General features: G+C 67.0%; 26 protein-coding genes and 1 pseudogene. 5 read left to right on the forward strand and 22 right to left on the reverse strand.

The features are described 5' to 3' along the window. Positions 1-7: 7 nt before the first annotated feature. The 7 genes from pheT to infC all read right to left on the reverse strand — a co-directional run bounded on the left by pheT (position 8) and on the right by infC (position 6,384). Positions 8-2,479, reverse strand: coding sequence for a phenylalanine--tRNA ligase subunit beta (gene pheT / locus ACPXB3_RS05720; protein ID WP_425706643.1), 2,472 nt, complete (start codon positions 2,477-2,479; stop codon positions 8-10). Positions 2,480-2,522: 43 nt separating this feature from the next. Next, positions 2,523-3,590: a phenylalanine--tRNA ligase subunit alpha gene (gene pheS, locus ACPXB3_RS05725; RefSeq protein ID WP_425726938.1), complete on the reverse strand. Its 1,068-nt coding sequence runs from the start codon at positions 3,588-3,590 to the stop codon at positions 2,523-2,525. 165 nt (positions 3,591-3,755) lie between these two features. Further along, positions 3,756-4,136 carry a DUF488 domain-containing protein gene (locus tag ACPXB3_RS05730; RefSeq protein WP_425726940.1) on the reverse strand — a complete coding sequence of 127 codons (381 nt, stop codon included), beginning with the start codon at positions 4,134-4,136 and terminating at the stop codon, positions 3,756-3,758. A gap of 55 nt (positions 4,137-4,191) precedes the next feature. Beyond that, positions 4,192-4,989, reverse strand: coding sequence for a TrmH family RNA methyltransferase (locus ACPXB3_RS05735; protein ID WP_425726942.1), 798 nt, complete (start codon positions 4,987-4,989; stop codon positions 4,192-4,194). A 32-nt stretch (positions 4,990-5,021) separates the two neighbouring features. Beyond that, a complete protein-coding gene (gene rplT / locus ACPXB3_RS05740) occupies positions 5,022-5,402 on the reverse strand; it encodes a 50S ribosomal protein L20 (protein WP_188327984.1) in 381 nt (126 codons plus the stop codon). Positions 5,403-5,435: 33 nt separating this feature from the next. Further along, entirely contained in the window at positions 5,436-5,630 is a 195-nt protein-coding gene (gene rpmI / locus ACPXB3_RS05745; protein WP_005208912.1) for a 50S ribosomal protein L35, read from the reverse strand. Between the two features lie 109 nt (positions 5,631-5,739). After that, on the reverse strand, positions 5,740-6,384 hold the full coding sequence (infC, locus tag ACPXB3_RS05750) for a translation initiation factor IF-3 (protein ID WP_425706677.1): 645 nt from the start codon (positions 6,382-6,384) through the stop codon (positions 5,740-5,742). A 241-nt stretch (positions 6,385-6,625) separates the two neighbouring features. Here infC and ACPXB3_RS05755 point away from each other — a divergent pair, with 241 nt between their 5' ends. Further along, on the forward strand, positions 6,626-7,063 hold the full coding sequence (locus ACPXB3_RS05755) for a DUF1844 domain-containing protein (protein ID WP_425706647.1): 438 nt from the start codon (positions 6,626-6,628) through the stop codon (positions 7,061-7,063). Here the strand turns inward: ACPXB3_RS05755 and ACPXB3_RS05760 are convergent. Further along, a complete protein-coding gene (locus ACPXB3_RS05760) occupies positions 7,060-7,257 on the reverse strand; it encodes a hypothetical protein (RefSeq protein WP_425727282.1) in 198 nt (65 codons plus the stop codon). The two genes, ACPXB3_RS05755 and ACPXB3_RS05760, sit on opposite strands and share 4 nt — an antisense overlap. A gap of 50 nt (positions 7,258-7,307) precedes the next feature. After that, positions 7,308-7,469: pseudogene (locus ACPXB3_RS05765) on the reverse strand (nitrilase-related carbon-nitrogen hydrolase); the annotation flags it as partial. A 121-nt stretch (positions 7,470-7,590) separates the two neighbouring features. Here ACPXB3_RS05765 and ACPXB3_RS05770 point away from each other — a divergent pair. Both ACPXB3_RS05770 and ACPXB3_RS05775 read left to right on the forward strand, forming a co-directional pair. Beyond that, a complete protein-coding gene (locus ACPXB3_RS05770; RefSeq protein WP_425726944.1) occupies positions 7,591-7,923 on the forward strand; it encodes a PspA domain-containing protein in 333 nt (110 codons plus the stop codon). Between the two features lie 32 nt (positions 7,924-7,955). Further along, a complete protein-coding gene (locus ACPXB3_RS05775; RefSeq protein ID WP_425706649.1) occupies positions 7,956-8,324 on the forward strand; it encodes a nuclear transport factor 2 family protein in 369 nt (122 codons plus the stop codon). A gap of 50 nt (positions 8,325-8,374) precedes the next feature. Here the strand turns inward: ACPXB3_RS05775 and uvrA are convergent, their stop codons facing one another. After that, a complete protein-coding gene (gene uvrA, locus ACPXB3_RS05780; protein ID WP_425706650.1) occupies positions 8,375-11,254 on the reverse strand; it encodes an excinuclease ABC subunit UvrA in 2,880 nt (959 codons plus the stop codon). 228 nt (positions 11,255-11,482) lie between these two features. Here uvrA and ACPXB3_RS05785 point away from each other — a divergent pair, with 228 nt between their 5' ends. Then, positions 11,483-12,166 (forward strand): MBL fold metallo-hydrolase, encoded by a 684-nt coding sequence (locus ACPXB3_RS05785; RefSeq protein ID WP_425726946.1) that lies wholly within the window; start codon positions 11,483-11,485, stop codon positions 12,164-12,166. 85 nt (positions 12,167-12,251) lie between these two features. On the opposite strand, the gene ACPXB3_RS05790 is transcribed toward ACPXB3_RS05785, so the two are convergent. The 6 genes from ACPXB3_RS05790 to ACPXB3_RS05815 all read right to left on the reverse strand — a co-directional run bounded on the left by ACPXB3_RS05790 (position 12,252) and on the right by ACPXB3_RS05815 (position 14,394). Next, positions 12,252-12,509, reverse strand: coding sequence for a hypothetical protein (locus ACPXB3_RS05790; protein ID WP_425726948.1), 258 nt, complete (start codon positions 12,507-12,509; stop codon positions 12,252-12,254). 394 nt (positions 12,510-12,903) lie between these two features. Then, positions 12,904-13,104 carry a hypothetical protein gene (locus ACPXB3_RS05795; RefSeq protein ID WP_425726950.1) on the reverse strand — a complete coding sequence of 67 codons (201 nt, stop codon included), beginning with the start codon at positions 13,102-13,104 and terminating at the stop codon, positions 12,904-12,906. 222 nt (positions 13,105-13,326) lie between these two features. After that, positions 13,327-13,647 carry a hypothetical protein gene (locus ACPXB3_RS05800; protein ID WP_425726952.1) on the reverse strand — a complete coding sequence of 107 codons (321 nt, stop codon included), beginning with the start codon at positions 13,645-13,647 and terminating at the stop codon, positions 13,327-13,329. Continuing rightward, positions 13,647-13,805: a hypothetical protein gene (locus tag ACPXB3_RS05805; protein ID WP_425726954.1), complete on the reverse strand. Its 159-nt coding sequence runs from the start codon at positions 13,803-13,805 to the stop codon at positions 13,647-13,649. Before ACPXB3_RS05805 ends, ACPXB3_RS05800 begins: the two co-directional genes overlap by 1 nt. Further along, on the reverse strand, positions 13,802-14,068 hold the full coding sequence (locus tag ACPXB3_RS05810) for a hypothetical protein (protein WP_425726956.1): 267 nt from the start codon (positions 14,066-14,068) through the stop codon (positions 13,802-13,804). Before ACPXB3_RS05810 ends, ACPXB3_RS05805 begins: the two co-directional genes overlap by 4 nt. Further along, the gene (locus ACPXB3_RS05815) at positions 14,068-14,394 is read right to left on the reverse strand and encodes a hypothetical protein (RefSeq protein ID WP_425726958.1); all 327 of its coding nucleotides are present in this window, start codon (positions 14,392-14,394) and stop codon (positions 14,068-14,070) included. The genes ACPXB3_RS05810 and ACPXB3_RS05815 overlap by 1 nt, the downstream gene beginning before the upstream one ends. A gap of 523 nt (positions 14,395-14,917) precedes the next feature. Between ACPXB3_RS05815 and ACPXB3_RS05820 the strand changes: the two genes are divergently transcribed. Then, positions 14,918-15,199 (forward strand): hypothetical protein, encoded by a 282-nt coding sequence (locus ACPXB3_RS05820; protein WP_425726960.1) that lies wholly within the window; start codon positions 14,918-14,920, stop codon positions 15,197-15,199. Here ACPXB3_RS05820 and ACPXB3_RS05825 read toward each other — a convergent pair. The 6 genes from ACPXB3_RS05825 to ACPXB3_RS05850 all read right to left on the reverse strand — a co-directional run bounded on the left by ACPXB3_RS05825 (position 15,158) and on the right by ACPXB3_RS05850 (position 17,711). Then, positions 15,158-15,466, reverse strand: a complete 309-nt coding sequence (locus ACPXB3_RS05825) for an HNH endonuclease (protein WP_425726962.1) — start codon at positions 15,464-15,466, stop codon at positions 15,158-15,160. The genes ACPXB3_RS05820 and ACPXB3_RS05825 overlap by 42 nt on opposite strands. Positions 15,467-15,575: 109 nt before the next feature. Then, on the reverse strand, positions 15,576-16,361 hold the full coding sequence (locus ACPXB3_RS05830; RefSeq protein WP_425726964.1) for a hypothetical protein: 786 nt from the start codon (positions 16,359-16,361) through the stop codon (positions 15,576-15,578). Further along, the gene (locus ACPXB3_RS05835; RefSeq protein ID WP_425726966.1) at positions 16,358-16,585 is read right to left on the reverse strand and encodes a hypothetical protein; all 228 of its coding nucleotides are present in this window, start codon (positions 16,583-16,585) and stop codon (positions 16,358-16,360) included. Before ACPXB3_RS05835 ends, ACPXB3_RS05830 begins: the two co-directional genes overlap by 4 nt. Beyond that, positions 16,582-17,055 carry a helix-turn-helix domain-containing protein gene (locus tag ACPXB3_RS05840; protein ID WP_425726968.1) on the reverse strand — a complete coding sequence of 158 codons (474 nt, stop codon included), beginning with the start codon at positions 17,053-17,055 and terminating at the stop codon, positions 16,582-16,584. Before ACPXB3_RS05840 ends, ACPXB3_RS05835 begins: the two co-directional genes overlap by 4 nt. A gap of 48 nt (positions 17,056-17,103) precedes the next feature. Next, positions 17,104-17,406 (reverse strand): WhiB family transcriptional regulator, encoded by a 303-nt coding sequence (locus ACPXB3_RS05845; RefSeq protein WP_425726970.1) that lies wholly within the window; start codon positions 17,404-17,406, stop codon positions 17,104-17,106. Beyond that, the gene (locus ACPXB3_RS05850) at positions 17,403-17,711 is read right to left on the reverse strand and encodes a hypothetical protein (protein WP_425726972.1); all 309 of its coding nucleotides are present in this window, start codon (positions 17,709-17,711) and stop codon (positions 17,403-17,405) included. Before ACPXB3_RS05850 ends, ACPXB3_RS05845 begins: the two co-directional genes overlap by 4 nt. Positions 17,712-17,724: the final 13 nt, after the last annotated feature.

Here is a 17,724-nt window from a genome sequence, read left to right on the forward strand (position 1 = left end):
GCGCCGGCTACCGCAACCGCGCACCGACCCGATCGCCGGCAACCGCCACCGCCGCCAGCTTCGCCGCGTTGGCTTCGTCCTCGGTGAGCGTGCGGTCGTCGGCGCGGAAACGTAACGAGAAGGTCAAGGACTTGTTGCCCTCGCCGACCTGACTACCGGTGAACACGTCGAACAGGTCGATCGCCTCGAGCAGTTCACCCGCACCCGCTACCAGCGAAACCCGGACGTCTTCGGCCGGCACGTCGTGCGCAACGACGACGGCCACGTCCTGCAGAACGGCCGGGAACACGCTCACATCAGGTGCCGGCAGCACGGTCGTGAGCGGCAAGGCGTCGATGTCGATCTCCACCGCACACGTTCGTTTGGGGAGTCCGGCGCGTTCGAGTACCGCCGGATGCAGCTCTCCCGCATACCCCACCGTCGACCCCTCGACACTCAGCCTGGCGCACCGGCCGGGATGCCACGGCCGGTGGTCGTCGGCCGTGAGCTCGATGGTCACACCGGCCGTGCGCCCGACCGTTCGCGCCGCCTCGAAGGCGTCGAGATAGTCCGCGGTACGGCCCGGACCCCACGGGCCTGCCGGGTCACGCAGGCCCGTGACAACCGCCGCCACATGCAGCGGTTGCTGCGGAAGCGACGCGTCGAGGGCGGCGATCTCCTCGTCGGTGGGACTGCGCGTCACATCCAGCGCACCGACCGGGGCGACATTGTCCCCGACGATGACCACCTGGCCGATGGTGAACAGCGACAGGTCGCGCTGACCGCGAGCGATGTTGCGGGCGGCCATCTCCAGCAGCCCGGGCAGCAGCGTGGTGTTGAGTTCGGGACGGTCGGCCTCGAGCGGGTTGAGCACCTTGGCGGTGCGCCGCCGCTCGTCGTCGGCCGCGAGATCCCATTGGTCGAAGACACCCGCGGGCATGAACGGATACGGCAACACCTCGACGTAGCCATCGAGCGCCAGCGCGCGGCCGATTCCGCGGCGGCGGCGCTGCGCAGCCGTCAGACCGGTGCCTGCAGGCGCTGTCGGTGGGATGGCCGGGATGTCCTCGAGCCCTTCGAGGCGCAACACCTCTTCGACAAGATCGGCCCGTTGTCGCAGATCGGCTCGCCACGACGGCGGGGTGACCTCCAGCGGACCACTGCCGGCAACCAGACAACCGACCTCGGTCAGGCGCGCCGCGGTGGTTCCGGTGGGGTACGTGACGCCGGCGGTGCGGTCCGGTTCGTCGGCCGCGATGGTGATCGGCTGCGGCGCGGCGACGGTGACGCGATCCTCCGACAGCGGGGAGGCGACCTCACCGCCGGTGAGCTCCACGATCAGCGAGGAGGCGCGATCGGAGGCAACCGCGGTGATCGCCGGATCCACGGTGCGCTCGAAGCGCTTGGCGGCCTCCGAGGTGAGCCTGTGCCGCTTGCCGCTGCGGAACACCCGAACAGGGTCGAAGGTGGCCGCTTCGAGCAGCACCCGTGTGGTCTGCGGGCCGACCTCGGTGCCGGCACCACCCATCACACCGGCCAACGCGATCGGGCCGCTCTCGTCGGCGATCACGACGTCCTCGGGGTCGAGTTCGCGGACCACTCCGTCGAGGGTGGTCAGCTCCTCCCCCGCCCTCGCGTTGCGCACCGTGATCGCGCCGGTGATCTTGTCGGCGTCGAATGCATGCAACGGCTGGCCGAGTTCGAGCATCACATAGTTGGTGACGTCGACGACGGCCGAGATCGGTCGCACCCCGGCGACCAGCAGACGCTTCTGCATCCACCACGGCGATGCCGCGGTCGCGTCCACCCCGGTGATGAGTCGCGCCGTGTATCGCGTCGCGGTCGACGCGGGATCGATCGAGACCGGCCACGGCTCGCCCCCGGCCGCGATCGCCTCGCCGGGTAGGCCGGGATCGATGAACGGCACCGAGAAGCTGCTCGCGAGTTCGCGCCCGAGCCCGCGGACGGAGAAGGCGTAACCGCGGTCAGGGGTGACGTTCACATCGATCGCGGCGTCGTCGAGGCCGAGTACGTCCCGCGCGTCGGCGCCAGGCGCGGCAGTGCCGGGGGCGAGAACCAGAATGCCGCTGTGATCGGTCCCGATCCCCAGTTCGGAGATCGAGCAGATCATGCCGTCGGAGGTATGGCCGTAGGTCTTTCGGGCGGTGATCTCGAACGGCCCGGGCAGCACGGTACCCGGCAGAGCCGCCACGATCAGGTCACCTTCGGCGAAATTACGTGCACCACAGATGATTTCTCGAAGATCGTCCTCGCCGACATCCACTGTGCAGAAGCGGATGGGCTTTTTGAATTCGGTCAGCTCGGTGATCTCGCGCACCCGCCCGATGACCAGTGGGCCGGTGATCTCGGGGAAGGGATCGATATCCTCGATCTCGAATCCGACGCGGACGAAGCCTGCGTCGATCTCCTCGGCACTCGCCGACCAATTCGGGTCGCCGGCACGCAACACCTCGGTGTACCAGGATTGTGGGGCACGCACGTCTATCAGCTACTTTCTCGAAAGTGTGGCGATGTCTCGGGGGTCACACCGCGGGGCCGAACGGCAGCGAGAAGCGGATGTCACCCTCGACCATGTCGCGCATGTCGGAGATGTCGTTGCGGAACTGCAGAGTGCGTTCCAAACCCATCCCGAAAGCGAAGCCGGAGTAGACGTCGGGATCGATTCCGTTCGCGCGCAGTACATTCGGGTTCACCATGCCGCAGCCACCCCACTCGGCCCAGCCCGGGCCACCCTTCTTGGCGGGGAACCATACGTCCACCTCGGCCGACGGTTCGGTGAAGGGGAAGTAGCTCGCGCGCATGCGTGTGGTGGTGTCGGGACCGAACAGGGCGCGCGCGAAGATCTCCAGCGTGCCACGCAGATTGGCCAAGGTCAGCCCCTTGTCGACGGCGAGGCCCTCGATCTGGTGGAAGACCGGGGTGTGCGTGGCATCCAGCTCGTCGGTGCGGAAAGTCCGGCCCGGGCACGCCACATAGATCGGGACGTCGCGGCTGAGCATGGATCGCACCTGCACCGGCGAGGTGTGGGTGCGCAGCACCTGCCGCGACCCCGGCGGGGCGATGTAGAAGGTGTCCTGCATCGACCGGGCCGGGTGGTCGGGCAAGAAGTTGAGTGCGTCGAAATTGTGGTGTTCGGACTCCACCTCCGGCCCCTCGGCGATCTCCCAACCCATGCCGACGAAGACGTCGGCCACCTGCTCGGAGATGACGGTGATCGGGTGGCGCGCGCCGAGCCGACGACGACGGCTCGGCAAGGTGACGTCGACGGATTCGGCGTCGAGGACTGCCGCATCCCGCCGGGCTTCGAGAACAGCAGTGCGTGCGTCGAGTGCCGCCGACACCCGCGCACGGACCTCGTTGACCGCCTTGCCTGCCGACGAGCGCTGATCCTTGGGAAGCCCGCCCAACGCGCGGCGGGCCAGAGCGAGAGGTGATCGGTCACCGAGATGGGCCGACTTCGCAAGCGAAAGCGCGTCCAGGTCGGCGGCCGAATCGAACGCTGCGAGCGCAGCGTTTGCTGCATCGTCGAGTTCCTGCGGTTCGGGGAATCGGAGATCCGGCATTCCCTGATCGTCGGCGGAAGGTGCCACGGCTGGCGACTCCTCGTCATCACTTGTCGGGCTGGGCGTCGATCACCGCACCGACCTGCACAGCTGCCGATCAGCGCCTGCGATGACTCCCGATCGAGGGTAGTCGACCGTCTGATCGTGTTGACCTGCGGGCGGCGGGGCGCCACGCCGCACCGCCCATGTCGGTTACGGGCCGGACCGAATCGACTCGATCAACAACTCGCGCAGCACCGTCGCATCGCTGATGTCGGCGCGTTTGGCGCCGGTGAGCAAAGTCAGCCGGCCGCCGCCGGCAACCAGCTCGGTCAGTGCCGCGAGCGCTGGGGCGTGGTCGGGCTGGGCGAGTTCGTCGCGGTATCGGCGAGAGAATTCCGAGAACTTCGCCGGGTCATGGCCGTACCACTTGCGTAGCTCGGTCGACGGAGCAAGGTTCTTGGACCACTCGTCGAGGTGCGCCCGCTCCTTGCTGATCCCACGCGGCCAGAGCCGGTCCACGAGCACGCGGTTCCCGTCAGCGGAATCCGGCTCGTCATAGATTCGCCGAACTGCGATGAAAGGATCTGGCATGGGCTTGCCCCCTCGGTGTTGCCGGAGTCACCTGCCCCTGATGATATGTCCCGCTCTACTTCGAGTGCTGCACGCGCGCGGCCGCATACAGGCAGATGGCGCTGGCCGCGGCGAGGTTGAGACTTTCGGCTCGACCGTGAATGGGGATCGATACCCGATGATCGGCGCCGGCGAGGACATCGTCGGGAAGTCCGTGCGCCTCGTTACCGAACAACCATGCCACCGGTTCGGCCAGCACCGTGTCGGCAGCGTCGAGACCCATCTCTCCGTCGGCGGCGGCGGCGAGCGTCGCGATACCTTCGGCCCGGATCGCGGTCAGTGCGGAGTCCACACTGTCGGCGCGGACCACCGGGATGTGAAAGATACTTCCGGCGCTCGCGCGCACCACCTTGCCGTTGTGTGGGTCGACGGATGCGCCGAGCAGCACCACCGCATCGGCGCCCATCGCGTCCGCGCACCGGATCAGCGTTCCGACGTTGCCGGGTTCGCGCGGCTCCACCGCGACGGCGAGCAGTCGGGGCCGGGCGGCGAGCACCGCGTCGAGGTCGACGGTGAGTAGCTCACATTCCGCGAAAATACCTGGCGCGGTCGTGGTTTCGGCCAGCTTGTCCGCTGCCCGCGCACTCAACAGGTACACCGGCCGCGCCGCGGTCGTCGCCCGCGCGAGCAGGTCGCCGAACCGGTCTGTCGAATCCTCGCGGACCAGTACCGCGTGTGCCCGACCGGTGCTCAGCGCCGCGTCCACCGCATTGGCACCCTCGACGAGGAAGCGCTGTTGCGTCTTGCGTACCGGCGCGCGATGCAGCTTCGCCAACGAAACGACCCGCGACGAGCGTTCGGAGAGAACGTCCATCGCGGGTCGGGAATCGTCGATCGTCGGCGAGATCAGGCAGCCGGCGCGTTGACGTCGGCGGGCAGCGCCTTGCGGGCAACCTCGACCAGGCCGGTGAAGGCCTCGGGATCGGTGACGGCGATGTCGGCGAGCACCTTGCGGTCGACCTCGACACCCGCGGCCTTGAGGCCCTGGATGAAGCGGTTGTAGGTGATGTCGTTGGCGCGGGCCGCTGCGTTGATACGCGAGATCCACAGCTTGCGGAACTCACCCTTGCGGGCGCGACGGTCCCGGTATGCGTAGGTCAGCGAGTGGAGCTGCTGCTCCTTGGCCTTGCGGTACAGGCGCGAACGCTGTCCGCGGTAACCCTTGGAAGCCTCCAGAGTTGAACGACGCTTCTTCTGGGCGTTGACAGCCCTTTTCACGCGTGCCATGTGTAAATCCTCTTCTTGGTGGTGGTCAGGGCGTCAGCGGTTGAGCAGCCGCTTGATGCGCGGCGCGTCGTTTTCGCTCACGACGGCGATGCCATCGAGGCGACGGGTCCGGCGAGAGGACTTGTGCTCCAACAGGTGGCGTCGGTTGGCCTTCTGGCGCACGATCTTTCCGCTGCCGGTCACCTTGAAACGCTTCGCGGTGCCCTTGTGGGTCTTGCTCTTGGGCATGTGTATTCCTTCGTTTGGGCGAACTCCAACCACGCGTCCGCCGGGCGGACGTGCTGGGTTCGCGGTGGTCTGTCCGTCGACCGCGTTAGCGTTCGACGACCGGTGTCGTCTAGTTCCTCGTGGCGTCGGCGTCGCCGGCCTGCCGCGGCGGACGCTGCGACTGCTCTTGCGCCTTGACGCGGGTCTTCGCTCCCTTGTGCGGGGCGAGGACCATCGTCATGTTGCGGCCGTCCTGCTTTGCCGAGGTCTCGACGAAGCCGTAGTCGGCGACGTCGCTGCCGAGTCGCTGCAGGAGTCGGAACCCGAGCTCGGGCCGCGACTGCTCGCGTCCACGGAACATGATGGTGACCTTCACCTTGGACCCGTCTTTCAAGAACCGGATGACGTGACCCTTTTTGGTCTCGTAATCGTGGTCGTCGATCTTCGGGCGGAGCTTCTGCTCCTTGATGACGGTCATCTGCTGGTTACGACGCGCCTCGCGCTGCTTCTGGGCGGCTTCGTATTTGAACTTGCCGTAGTCCATGATCTTGCACACCGGCGGGCGGGCGTCGGGTGCAACCTCGACCAGATCCAGATCGGCCTCGTAGGCCAAGCGGAGCGCATCTTCAACACGCACGATGCCCACCTGCTCCGAATTGGGTCCGACGAGTCGGACCTCCGGTACGCGGATGCGCTCGTTGATGCGGGTCTCAGTGCTGATGGGGCCTCCTTGATAATTCCGAAAAGGTCGGCCGCCGCGATGAGTCGGGCGCAGGAGGAGAATGGCCTCAGCAAAAAAGCCCCGCGGCGATCCGGTGCGGATCACATGCAGGGCTCCAACGCCGACCGGTCCGTCGATGCCTGGCATCACCGACCCGTGCCACTCGATGGTGGATCCGGGTCTTTCGGACCGGACCGTACAACTGCATCTTGGGAATGCGTCGTAGCGGTGGGAGCCTGACTCCACTTGCAACCCCGGCGAACCGGGGCGGTCGTGCTATGGAAGTCTAACAGTCATGACCGGAAACACCTATTCGCCCTCCGACGACGCCGCTGGTGACGGACCTGCCGACGGCAATCCGGGCGAGGGTCAGACCGAAGAAAACCCTTCCATTGCCCCCGACGACAACGTGCGTGACCTGGCAGATATTCCGGCGATCGAGGTCATCACCAAGGCCATCGTCATGCTGATGAGCGCGTCCGCGGAGAAGCTCGGGCTGGCCGAGGGCGCCGCTGATTCGGCCGTTGACCTCGACGAGGCGCGGCGACTCATCACCGCGCTCGCCGGTCTCATCGATGCGTCACGGGCGGATCTCGGCATCCACGCGGCGCCGATCCGTGACGGCCTCAAACAACTGCAGCTCGCCTTTCGTGAGGCGAGTGCCTACCCGGACGAGCCGGGTGAAGGCCCGGGCGAGAAGTACACCGGGCCGGTGCGGGATCGGCGTCGCTAGCGCCGGCGGCGCCTCGCATCGCGATCGAGATCGAACACGGCGACCGAGCCCGGTTCCGGCCCCGCGTCGGCCACCACCACGCCCGCGTCGGTGCTGATCGTCGAATGCGCTGCGGTGTCGTGATATCCGCCGCCAGTGGGCCCGGCGAAGCTCGCCATGGCCACCGGTGCCGGGTGCACCTCGCCGCCGCGCATGCCTCGGCGATCGTCGCGATCGACGGATCGTCGGGCGCGACGGTCGCAGCGTCGAGGTGATATCCGGTGAGTGACAGCTCGGGGAACACGATCAGGTCCGCACCGGCGCGGTGGATGAGCTCCGCGTGTCGACGCGCGCTTTCCGGCAACGAGAGTCGGTCCACCGCGGGTTGGGCCACCCGGACCCGCAGGACCGCTGCCCTCTGTGTCATCACGCCGATCTCGGTCACCACATCAGCGTGGCACCGTGCACGCCCGGCCGTCGCGCGAAGCGGCCGTGTCCGGTGAACGGCTCCCGCCCGGTAATGCGTCCCGGGCGCCTACGCTGAAGCCATGACGGCATCCGACGAGTCAGCGTCCTCCCCCGCCGATCCCGGTCGGCCCGACGACGACATCATCGACGGCGAGGTCCTGCCGCCGGCGACGCCGAGGGCCGTCGAGAATCCCTTGACGCCTCCGCTCCCCGATCCCGACTACACCGAATCCGGTGTTCCCACTTTCGATTTCGTCCGCGACAAGATCGAGAATCGCATCACGACCGCCATCGGCTCGCAGGAGCTCGCCGAGGGCACACCCGAAGGCCGGCAGGTCGACGAGATGATCCGCAAGCGTGACGAGGCAGCCAAGAAGCGTCTCGAGGAGATCCGAAAGTCGATGGGACAGTAGCGGTGTCGCACTCATCGTCACTGCGGCACCGGATGTGCGAGATGTTCACGCGCATGGTCGAGGCCAAGGATCTCTCACTTGTCGAGACCTACTACGACCCGGACTTCGAGCTGCACACCAACGGTCAGGTGCAGGACTACCAGGCGTTTCACGACGGGCACGCCCGCGTCTATCCGACCGCGATCAGCTATTCCGTCCGGTATGACGACGAGGCGTGGGTGGAGGGCGACGGCCGACTCGGCGGTCGGGTCTGGATAACCACCGAACGTCCCGGCGAGCCCGCGTCGGAGATCGAGGTCATCTTCCTGGCGACGTTCCGTGACGGCCGTATCCACCGCCTCTGGGAGCTGACCTGGCCGGATTGGAGTTCGCTGAAAGCGTTCGACAGCTACGCCGACTAGGCGCCGACTAGGCGCCGGCGGCGGTGTCCTGGCGAGCGTCGTCGGGGAGGTCAGCCGACCGAGGCCACCTGCTCGTCGTCGACGATCTCGGCGAGGAACTTTCCGGTGTGACTCTCCGGGGTGTCGGCGATGTCCTCGGGCGTGCCCTCGGCGACCACCATGCCGCCGCCCGTGCCGCCCTCGGGCCCCATGTCGATGACCCAGTCTGCGGTTTTGATGACGTCGAGGTTGTGCTCGATGACGATCACGGTGTTGCCCTTGTCGACCAGCCCGTTGATGACCGCGAGCAACTTCTTGATGTCCTCGAAGTGCAGACCGGTCGTCGGCTCGTCGAGGATGTAGACGGTGCGGCCCGATGACCGCTTCTGGAGTTCGGCGGACAGCTTCACACGCTGCGCCTCCCCGCCGGACAGGGTCGGCGCCGGCTGCCCGAGCCGGACGTAGCCCAGACCGACTTCGACGAGGGTTTTGAGATACCGGTGGATCGAGGTGACCGGCTCGAAGAACTCGGCGGCCTCCTCGATGGGCATGTCGAGTACCTCGGCGATGGTCTTGCCCTTGTAATGCACCTCGAGGGTCTCGCGGTTGTATCGCGCACCATGGCACACCTCACAAGGGACGTACACATCCGGCAGGAAGTTCATCTCGATCTTGATGGTCCCCTCGCCGGCGCACGCCTCGCAGCGACCGCCCTTGACGTTGAAGGAGAACCGGCCCGGCTGATAGCCCCGGACCTTGGCCTCGGTGGTGGCGGCGAACAACGTGCGGATCTTGTCGAAGACGCCGGTGTAGGTCGCCGGATTGGAGCGTGGGGTGCGGCCGATCGGTGACTGGTCAACCTGTACGAGCTTGTCCAGATTTCCGAGACCGTTCACCCGGGTGTGCCGACCCGGCACCTGACGAGCGCCGTTGAGCTTGTTGGCGAGCACCGTCGCGAGGATGTCGTTGACCAGTGTGGACTTCCCCGACCCCGATACCCCGGTGACCGCGGTGAGCACACCGAGCGGAAAGGCGACGTCGACGCCACGCAGATTGTGCTCGCGCGCCCCGACTACGGTGAGCTGCCTGTTCTTGGTGATCGGACGGCGGACCGCCGGCACGGGAATGGTGTCGCGGCCCGCAAGGTAGTTACCCGTCAACGACTTTCGGTTCTTGAGCAGATCCCGGTAGCTGCCCGAGTGCACGACCTCACCGCCGTGCTCACCCGCCCGCGGCCCGATGTCGACGATCCAGTCGGCCGACCGGATGGTGTCCTCGTCATGTTCGACCACGATCAGGGTGTTGCCGAGATCACGCAAGCGCGTGAGCGTTTCGATGAGGCGCCGGTTGTCGCGCTGATGCAACCCGATGGACGGCTCGTCGAGGACGTAGAGAACGCCGGCCAGGCCGGCACCGATCTGGGTCGCCAGCCGGATACGCTGCGCCTCCCCGCCCGAGAGTGAGCCGGCCGCGCGCTCCAACGACAGGTACTCCAGACCGACGTCGAGCAGGAATCTGATGCGTGCCTGGATCTCTTTGAGGACCCGTCCGGCGATCGCTTTCTGCCGCTGGTTCAGCGAGAGTCCATCGAGGAAGACCGCGCAATCGGTGATCGAGAGCGCACACACCTGCGCGATCGATCGGGGACCGTCAGTCGGGTGGTCGAGGGTCACCGCAAGGATCTCCGGGCGCAGCCGGGCGCCACCGCACGCAGGACACGGCACGTCGCGCATGTAGCCCTCGTACCGTTCCTTCATCTGCTCGGACTCGGTCTGGTCCAACCGGCGGTTCAGAAACGCCATCACACCCTCGAACTCGGTGTAATAGGACCGGGTGCGTCCGTAGCGGTTGCGGAACTTGACGTGTACCTGATGATCGGAGCCGTTGAGCAGCGCATTGCGCGCCTTGGCGGGCAGCTTCTTCCAGGGGGTGTCCACGTCGAAGCCCATCTGGTCGGCCAGACCGCCCACCAGCCGCAGAAAATAGTCGGCGTTGTGTCCGGTCGACCACGGGGCGATCGCGCCCTCCGACAATGCGAGGTCGGGATCCGGCACGACGAGGTCCTCGTCGATCTCCTTGCGGACGCCGAGGCCATCGCACTCGGGACAGGCACCGTAGGGCGAGTTGAACGAGAACGAGCGGGGTTCGAGGTCGTCGATCGCGATCGGGTGGCCGTTCGGACAGGCCATCCGTTCGGAGAAGCGTCGCTCTCGATGTGGGTCGTCGGCCTCGAGGTCGACGAAGTCGAGCACGACGATCCCGTCGGCCAGACGCAACGCCGTTTCCACGGAGTCGGTCAGCCGTTGCTTGGCGCTCGCCTTGACGACCAGACGGTCCACGACCACGTCGATGTCATGCTTTTCCTGCTTTTTGAGCTTCGGCGGCTCGGCGAGCGGATACACCTTGCCATCCACCCGGGCACGCGAGAAGCCCTGCGTCTGCAGTTCGGCGAACAGGTCGACGAACTCGCCCTTGCGGGTGCGCACGACCGGCGCGAGCACCTGGAATCGGGTGCCGTCCCCCATGTCGAGCACTTGGTCGACGATCTGCTGTGGCGTCTGCTTGGCGATCTCGGCACCACACACCGGACAGTGCGCCGTGCCCGCCCGCGCGTAGAGCAGGCGCAGGTAGTCGTAGACCTCGGTGATGGTGCCGACGGTCGACCGCGGGTTGCGGTTGGTCGACTTCTGGTCGATCGACACCGCGGGTGAGAGACCTTCGATGAAATCGACGTCGGGCTTGTCCATCTGGCCGAGGAACTGCCGCGCATACGCCGACAACGACTCGACGTAGCGCCGCTGCCCTTCGGCGAAGATCGTGTCGAACGCCAGGGACGACTTACCCGAACCGGACAGCCCGGTGAACACGATCAGACTGTCACGCGGCAGGTCCACGTCGATTCCGCGCAGATTGTGCTCGCGGGCTCCGCGGACGATCAGACGATCAACCACTGCTTTCCTAACTCAAGGCCTCAGGTGTCCGGGGTCATGGCGCCCCGCGCGCAAACCGTAGCGGGAGCCACCGACAGAACCGGCGATAACGGACTTTCGCGCCGGGCTGTCACAACCCGGCGCACCATTGATCCACGATACGCGCGCAGTGCCGATACCCGGCGGCGCAGTTGTCCGGATCACCAACACGCACCAGCATGTCCGACCGCATGTCTAGGCTTGGGCCCCATGACCTCCGACGCAACCGTCTCCGACGACTACACCGGCGACCTGTCGGAGTCCGGACCCCAACGCCGCACGCTGTCGAACGCGACGATCGTCAAGATCTCCGTCGGCCCGATGGACAACAACACCTACATCGTCACCTCCACGGCAACCGGTGAGCAGCTGATCATCGACGCCGCCAACGACGGCGACACCATCCTGGCGGTACTGCGCGAACTCGGCGGCACACCGAAACTGATCTTCACTACCCACCGCCACTTCGACCACTGGCAGGCTCTCGAGCAGGTGGTGGCGGCCACCGGCATACCGACCGCGGCCGGGCGCCTCGATGCCGCCGAACTCCCCGTGCCCCCGGACACGATCGTCGACAACGGTGATCTCCTGGCGGTCGGCGACCTGACCTTCACCGCCATCCACCTCGTCGGTCACACTCCCGGCTCGATCGCGCTCGCCCTCACCGACCCCGCCGACGGGGTCGTGCACCTGTTCACCGGGGATTCGCTGTTCCCGGGCGGTCCTGGCCGTACAACACAACCGAGCGAGTTCGATTCGCTGATGAGCGGACTCGACGAGAAGGTGTTCGGCCGGTACCCCGACTCGACCGTCGTCTATCCGGGACACGGCAAAGACACGACGTTGGGGACCGAGCGCCCGCACCTCCAGGAGTGGCGCGCGCGAGGTTGGTGACCCCGGCGCGACGTTGGCGCGGGACAGATTTCACCGCCGACTACGACACGGCGCAGTCGAAGGCGCCGACCGAGCTGGCGTAACGCTAGTGCAGCTCCAAGGCTGCGGCCTTCGCCTCGGCCACCGCTTCCTCGAACTGGGCGTCGGAAACGTTGTCGGTGAGGTCGTAGATGCCCAGTCGGGATGCACCCTTGTTTGACTTGACCCCGTTCAGTTCGGCCTTTGTGCCGTACTTGGTAACGCTCTCAGGTTCAAGGGAACCTGTTTCCCTTGAAAAGTTTCGCGCTCCGCCATGTGTGCCCCCGCTGATCTCTCCCCGCTCTTGCCCTTCCCGGATCGCCACGCCGAGGCCACGCTCGGCGCGTCGGCAGAACTCGTCGAACGCCTCGACGATGGGGTGAGTTCAACTCACCCCATCTCGGAACCCGCGTCAGCCGATCCCCGACGAGCACGAAGTTGGCCCGGTCGGCAAAACGGGTGAGATGGCGCACGCAGGATCGGAGCTGCTTCGATTGGTGTCGACTCCCGGTCTCGACCATTTTCCCGGCGCCGGGAAAATGCTCCAGGTGCAACCCTGGGCTAACAACGGCCGTAACGCCCGTGGTTGCGGCAGACGGCAAGGTGTGAGGGATCTTCGACACCGGCACCCGTAGGGTTCCTTTGGCTCTGCTCTCAACCCAATTGCACGGAATGTGTTGCGCACCAACGGATTACGGTGCTACAGTGATGACACAAGTTCAGAGCGGGGCGGGATGGGTAAACACAAACTCCCCGCACCAGGTGCGGGCATTGAAGGCAACAAGGCCCCAAAAGGTCGTCGAGGACACAGCCCGCTCTGAACTTTCTCCCCCGGCGACGTTGGCGCGGGACAGGTTGCCCTCGGCCTTCGCCTCGGCCACCGCTTCCTCGAACTGGGCGTCGGAAACGTTGTCGGTCATGGCGTAGATGCCAGTACGGGGAGCGCTTGCCCCCTGTAGCTCGTGAGGTGAAGCAAAGTCGGTCGGACTCGATTTGGAAGAAGTCGTTAAAGACTCTCTTCCGGAGATGTAGGCGTTACCGCGGTTGGTGTGGGTACCTGTCCCATTTACGGTCCCGTTCGCCTGCCCCTCCCGGATCGCCACGCCGAGGCCACGCTCGGCGCGTCGGCAGAACTCGGCGGGCTAGTCGTAGGCCCGCGTGAGCCGGTCGCCGACGAGGACGTAACGGGCGTCGAAGTCGGGACCATCGAACCGATACCGGCGTGCCTCGAGCTCGCGGCCGGCGGCGAGCAGCGCGCGGAACATCATGGACGAAGACACGGCGACAGGATCACCGGCGAGCAGCGCGCGCTCGAGCTCGGACTCGACGGGCTCGGGTCTGGGCCCGATGGGGTGGCGGTTCCACGTCTGGTCCGCCTTGCGGTTCCATCGGTCCCAAAACTCGTGCTCGGTGGCGGCGAGTAGCCCTCGAAGTTCGCTGTTTCCGCCTGTACGTCTCGGCATCAGTTGTCCCCCTCGGCGGTCCATGCGCGCGGGTAGGGCTTAGCGGTCTGCCAGTCCGCCGGCACTCGGTCACCGGCCGCGGTGTGCAGCGGTGGTTCCGGGTGGTGGGTCGGGGACTTGTCGCGGTCGGCGGTCCAGTGAGCCGGGTAGTCGGTCATCCGATTGTCTCCAGTCGGTCGTCCTGGGTGAGTCGCACCATCGCGTGCGCAGGTACGCCGTCGGCTCGCAGACGGTCGCCGACCTGGTTTGGCAGTTCCCACACCCTGGCCTCGACTTCGCGGCCGGCATCGAGGGCGACGAGGGTCGGGTGCGTCTCGCCAGTGATCTGCTCGTGCAGCCGCGCCGTGATCCGCAGTGCCTCGTCGGTGAGCCACGCGGCCCGCATCCACGATCCCGCGGGGCGTCGGTCGGTGCGGCGCATCAGGCCGACCTCCAACGTGCGTTGGCTGCCTTCTGGTGGACCCACGACTTCTCGGCGGTCTGCTTCGGGCGCAGGCTGTCGCACCATCCCGCCACCTGTTTTTCGAGCAGGCGAATCTCTGCCGACAGCTCGGTGACGCGGCGCGTGGACACCTCGGGCTTGGCCAGCTCGGCGTCGAGGACGCGGCGCAGGACGACGACGCGATCGGTCTCGGCCTCGATCTGGGCGAGTAGATGTTGCTCGGCTTCGTCAAATTCGTAACCCTGCTCGAGCAGGCCGCGGAGGGTGGCAACCAGCTTCTTGCCGGCCGTCTTTCGTGCGGTCATGGTGTCTCCAATCGTGCGATCTACCTGCTGTTATGCCCGTCTGGGCCTCTGGGGCTGCGCTTGGTGCGTGCGCCGGTTCGGGAGCGCTATACAACTCGGGGCAACTGGGTGCCAGACCGGGGTGATAGCCCACCCCATCGCCCCGTCCCTGTGCTGCCCGCTCCCGGCACGGCGCGGTCGGCAGGGGTTGCGGTGACCGCCGATCACGCTGTGGGCAACTGGGAGCCTGTTCCTGGTTATCGTGACAATGCGCAGGTCAGACGGTATATTGGTGGTCATGCGGTGCAGTGTGTGCGGGCGGTCGTTCGCCTGGTCGGGCAGGGGGCGGCGTCCATCGGTGTGCGGCCAGCGGTGTCGGCAGCGGCGGCACCGGGCCAAGTTGCCGGCCGCTCTCACCTCTCCTCCCCGGTGGTGTTTGCGGGACGGGAAGCGACCGATGCAATTGAACGGTTTTGGAGCTTCATCAACTGATTCATCAACTTGGTGTTCGTTCGAGGCTGTCGCTGATCGGCCGCACGGGGTGATGCTGGGGGGCGGGCTGGCCTGCTGGGACTTGGACGACGTGCTCGACTCCGATGGTCGTGTTCATCCCGACGCGCAGCGCGTGCTCGCCGAGGTCGGCGCTGACGCGCTGTGGGTGGAGCGCAGCATGTCCGGCCGCGGGCTGCATGTGTTCGTCCACGGGTCGGGTCGCTCCTTCCAATCGGAGCGGGTGAGCTACTACGCGCACTCGAGATTCATCGCGGTGACCGGGCATCGCTGGTCACCGTCTCAAGCCGGGGTGCGGCTCGTCGGGCAGACGTAGGCGCGACCGCTTGGCTGCGATGCCCGCTCGCGCTTCGCTCTGCGTCTTGGCCTGGTGGCAGGTGCGGCACAAGGCGCGCAGGTTCTCGAGGTCGTCGGTGCCACCGCGCTTCACGTTGACAATGTGGTCAACATCGAGGCGCACACGGCGCCCGTCAGCCCCGCACTGGGTGCAGCGGTTGCCGTCGCGGCGGATCACCGCGGCACGGACCTTGCGCCATGACGTGCTTGTGGTGCGACCGGTTCCCGGTCCCCAGTTGTGTGCCATGTCGGCTCCCTCCGTGTGGTGCGAGTGTGCCCGGTCTGCCTGTGGGCCCGGAGAGGCACAGACAGACCGGGCGGACGCGCGCCCTGGAGATCGCGCGTCGGTCTGGTGTTCAGCCGTGCGTGGCTGCGTACTCGCGGTGGGCAGTGTCGGCGAGTTCGGCGATGAACGCGCCGGCGCTCGCTTTGGCCTCGGCGATTCTGCGGAGTTCGACACCGGGCAGCGTCGTGGCACGCAACCAGATGCCACCCCGCTCGGTTCGACGCGGACTCGCCAGCAGTCGGCCGATGTCGAAGACGTGGCTCCGGGTGTCGTCCACGAACATCAACGCGCGTGCGTAGAGCAGCGGTCGCGTGTCGGGCAAGTGAGACGGATTGAGCGCCGGCAGCAGTTCCATGGCGAGCTCGGACACGAGGGCCTCGACCGCATCGAGAGCGTCGCGGTGATCCGCCAGTTCGCGCCACAGCCGGGCGGCGTCGGGATCGTCGGAGGCGAGCACCTGGTCGGCCGTCGAGCTCGACGTGACCCCGGCGGCACGGGCCTTGTGGATTCCGGCCCAGTGCTCGTCCCACACCGGACGCAGCGCGTCGATGATCTGGTCGCCACCATCACCAAGCAGGTCGGCGCGGGCGGCGCGCAGGACGCCGGTGGTGGCCTGCTCTCGGGCGGTGCCGTAGTCGGGTTGCGGCGCGGCGGCCTCGTGGATCAGCTTCTCCACGTTCTTCGGAGTGAGTTCACCACGCGCCGCGAGAACGGCGAGGTCGGGTCGCTGGGCGTCGGTGGCGACGGCGTGGATCGCGTCGAGGGTTGCCAGGTGACCGGCGATGACGGGCGGGGTTGTGCCGGTCAGCTTCTCAACACCAGCGGCGAGGGTGCGCAGGAACCGTTCGTCGATCACTTCGCACCGCCCTTGGGTGCCCAACCGGCGGGATACGCCGGGCCGTCGTCCTTCGGTGCCGGGGCATCGGCGGCCTGGTCGTCGGGGGCGGCGGGCTTCTCGTCGGGCGGTCGGACGCGGGCGACGACAGTGGCGAACTGCTCGGCAGTGAGTTCGGACAGGTACTGCTCGACGCCGGCGAGTAGGGCTCCGATGGGGTTCTTGCCGGGTGCGGGGTCGGTCATTGGTGTCTCCCTTGAAGGTGTTGGACAACTGCGGGTTTCGGGTAGAGCCAGCGCCCGCCAATCTGGTGAGCGTCGAGCGCAGCGGCAATGCGCCTGACGTGGCGGGTCGAGCAGCCGAGCAGTTCGGCGACCTCGGCGGTGTCGAGTAGTTCGGGCTGCTCTGATTTCGAGTCTGGTTGCGGCGCAGGGGGTTCATGTCCGCCTACGGACGTGAGTCGGTGGTGCAGGCGAGCGACGGCCGGCGGGATCGGGCGCCCCGTGAGCCGTCGCCGCCGGGTGAACTCGGCGATCACGAACCGTGCTGCGGCGCAGTCGGTGTCATCGAGGTTCATCTGCCCTCCGAACGATGCGGGGCGGCGGATCGCCTTGCGCGGCAATGTAGGCGTCGAGGCACGCTCTGCACGTCCAGCCGTGGACCGATCCGGCCCATGCGCGAACGGGTCCACCACATCGGCGGCAACGTGGCTCATCGGTCGCAGGTCGGCTGCGCTCTCGGCGGCGAGTTCGGGTGGTGTCGGTCATGCTGTCTCCATCAGGTCGTTGGTGATGCGACCGGCGAGCACCGCGCCGGTCGGGGGTTCTGTTGCCGCCCACGCTCGGCAGGCATCGAGGCAGGGGCAGTCGGCGCAGAGTCGCAGAGCGACCTCGTGGCGGCGGACTACGCTCGCCCGCTCCTCGCGCTCACCGGGCGGATCGAACAGGTCGACGTGACCGTGGCAGGCTGGGTCCGTGAACTTCGGCATCAGGCGCAGCACCGCGGCCAGCAAGGCCTCAGCCCCGCCGTCGAGGCGGGTCGGGGGTCGGTTCTGGGTGCGGCTCACCGATTCACCTTCCATTCGGGTGTCAGCCGCTCACTGAGCTCCCCCAGCCATTCCGGCGGCGCGGTGAGGTCACCGTCGAGCCGTGACTGCCGCCGGCATGACGTGGTGTTCCAGTGGTCGCCGGATCGCTCGACACGCGCACGCGCCGCCTGCATCCACGCGGCGTGCGCCTCGAGGATTTCGATCACCTCTGCTTGGCGCTCGTTGGCGGCGATGGCGTGGCCGTTCGTTCCGTCCCACGGCCTGCCGGTGTACTTCTCGCAGTGGCGGCCCATCCTGTCGAATATCTCCGCTGGGGTCATCATCGGTTCGTCTCCT

The organism is Gordonia sp. DT219, assembly GCF_049847065.1.
Taxonomy (GTDB): Bacteria; Actinomycetota; Actinomycetes; order Mycobacteriales; family Mycobacteriaceae; genus Gordonia.

Coding starts and splice junctions, on each gene's coding strand:
- ACPXB3_RS05730 (WP_425726940.1), bottom strand. CDS start 4,136: ATGCCAGATCCTTTCATCGCAGTTCGGCGAATCTATGACGAGCCGGAT.
- ACPXB3_RS05735 (WP_425726942.1), bottom strand. CDS start 4,989: ATGGACGTTCTCTCCGAACGCTCGTCGCGGGTCGTTTCGTTGGCGAAG.
- rplT (WP_188327984.1), bottom strand. CDS start 5,402: ATGGCACGCGTGAAAAGGGCTGTCAACGCCCAGAAGAAGCGTCGTTCA.
- rpmI (WP_005208912.1), bottom strand. CDS start 5,630: ATGCCCAAGAGCAAGACCCACAAGGGCACCGCGAAGCGTTTCAAGGTG.
- ACPXB3_RS05755 (WP_425706647.1), top strand. CDS start 6,626: ATGACCGGAAACACCTATTCGCCCTCCGACGACGCCGCTGGTGACGGA.
- ACPXB3_RS05760 (WP_425727282.1), bottom strand. CDS start 7,257: ATGCGCGGCGGCGAGGTGCACCCGGCACCGGTGGCCATGGCGAGCTTC.
- ACPXB3_RS05770 (WP_425726944.1), top strand. CDS start 7,591: ATGACGGCATCCGACGAGTCAGCGTCCTCCCCCGCCGATCCCGGTCGG.
- ACPXB3_RS05775 (WP_425706649.1), top strand. CDS start 7,956: ATGTGCGAGATGTTCACGCGCATGGTCGAGGCCAAGGATCTCTCACTT.
- ACPXB3_RS05785 (WP_425726946.1), top strand. CDS start 11,483: ATGACCTCCGACGCAACCGTCTCCGACGACTACACCGGCGACCTGTCG.
- ACPXB3_RS05795 (WP_425726950.1), bottom strand. CDS start 13,104: ATGACCGACAACGTTTCCGACGCCCAGTTCGAGGAAGCGGTGGCCGAG.
- ACPXB3_RS05800 (WP_425726952.1), bottom strand. CDS start 13,647: ATGCCGAGACGTACAGGCGGAAACAGCGAACTTCGAGGGCTACTCGCC.
- ACPXB3_RS05805 (WP_425726954.1), bottom strand. CDS start 13,805: ATGACCGACTACCCGGCTCACTGGACCGCCGACCGCGACAAGTCCCCG.
- ACPXB3_RS05810 (WP_425726956.1), bottom strand. CDS start 14,068: ATGCGCCGCACCGACCGACGCCCCGCGGGATCGTGGATGCGGGCCGCG.
- ACPXB3_RS05815 (WP_425726958.1), bottom strand. CDS start 14,394: ATGACCGCACGAAAGACGGCCGGCAAGAAGCTGGTTGCCACCCTCCGC.
- ACPXB3_RS05820 (WP_425726960.1), top strand. CDS start 14,918: ATGCTGGGGGGCGGGCTGGCCTGCTGGGACTTGGACGACGTGCTCGAC.
- ACPXB3_RS05825 (WP_425726962.1), bottom strand. CDS start 15,466: ATGGCACACAACTGGGGACCGGGAACCGGTCGCACCACAAGCACGTCA.
- ACPXB3_RS05835 (WP_425726966.1), bottom strand. CDS start 16,585: ATGACCGACCCCGCACCCGGCAAGAACCCCATCGGAGCCCTACTCGCC.
- ACPXB3_RS05840 (WP_425726968.1), bottom strand. CDS start 17,055: ATGAGCCACGTTGCCGCCGATGTGGTGGACCCGTTCGCGCATGGGCCG.
- ACPXB3_RS05850 (WP_425726972.1), bottom strand. CDS start 17,711: ATGATGACCCCAGCGGAGATATTCGACAGGATGGGCCGCCACTGCGAG.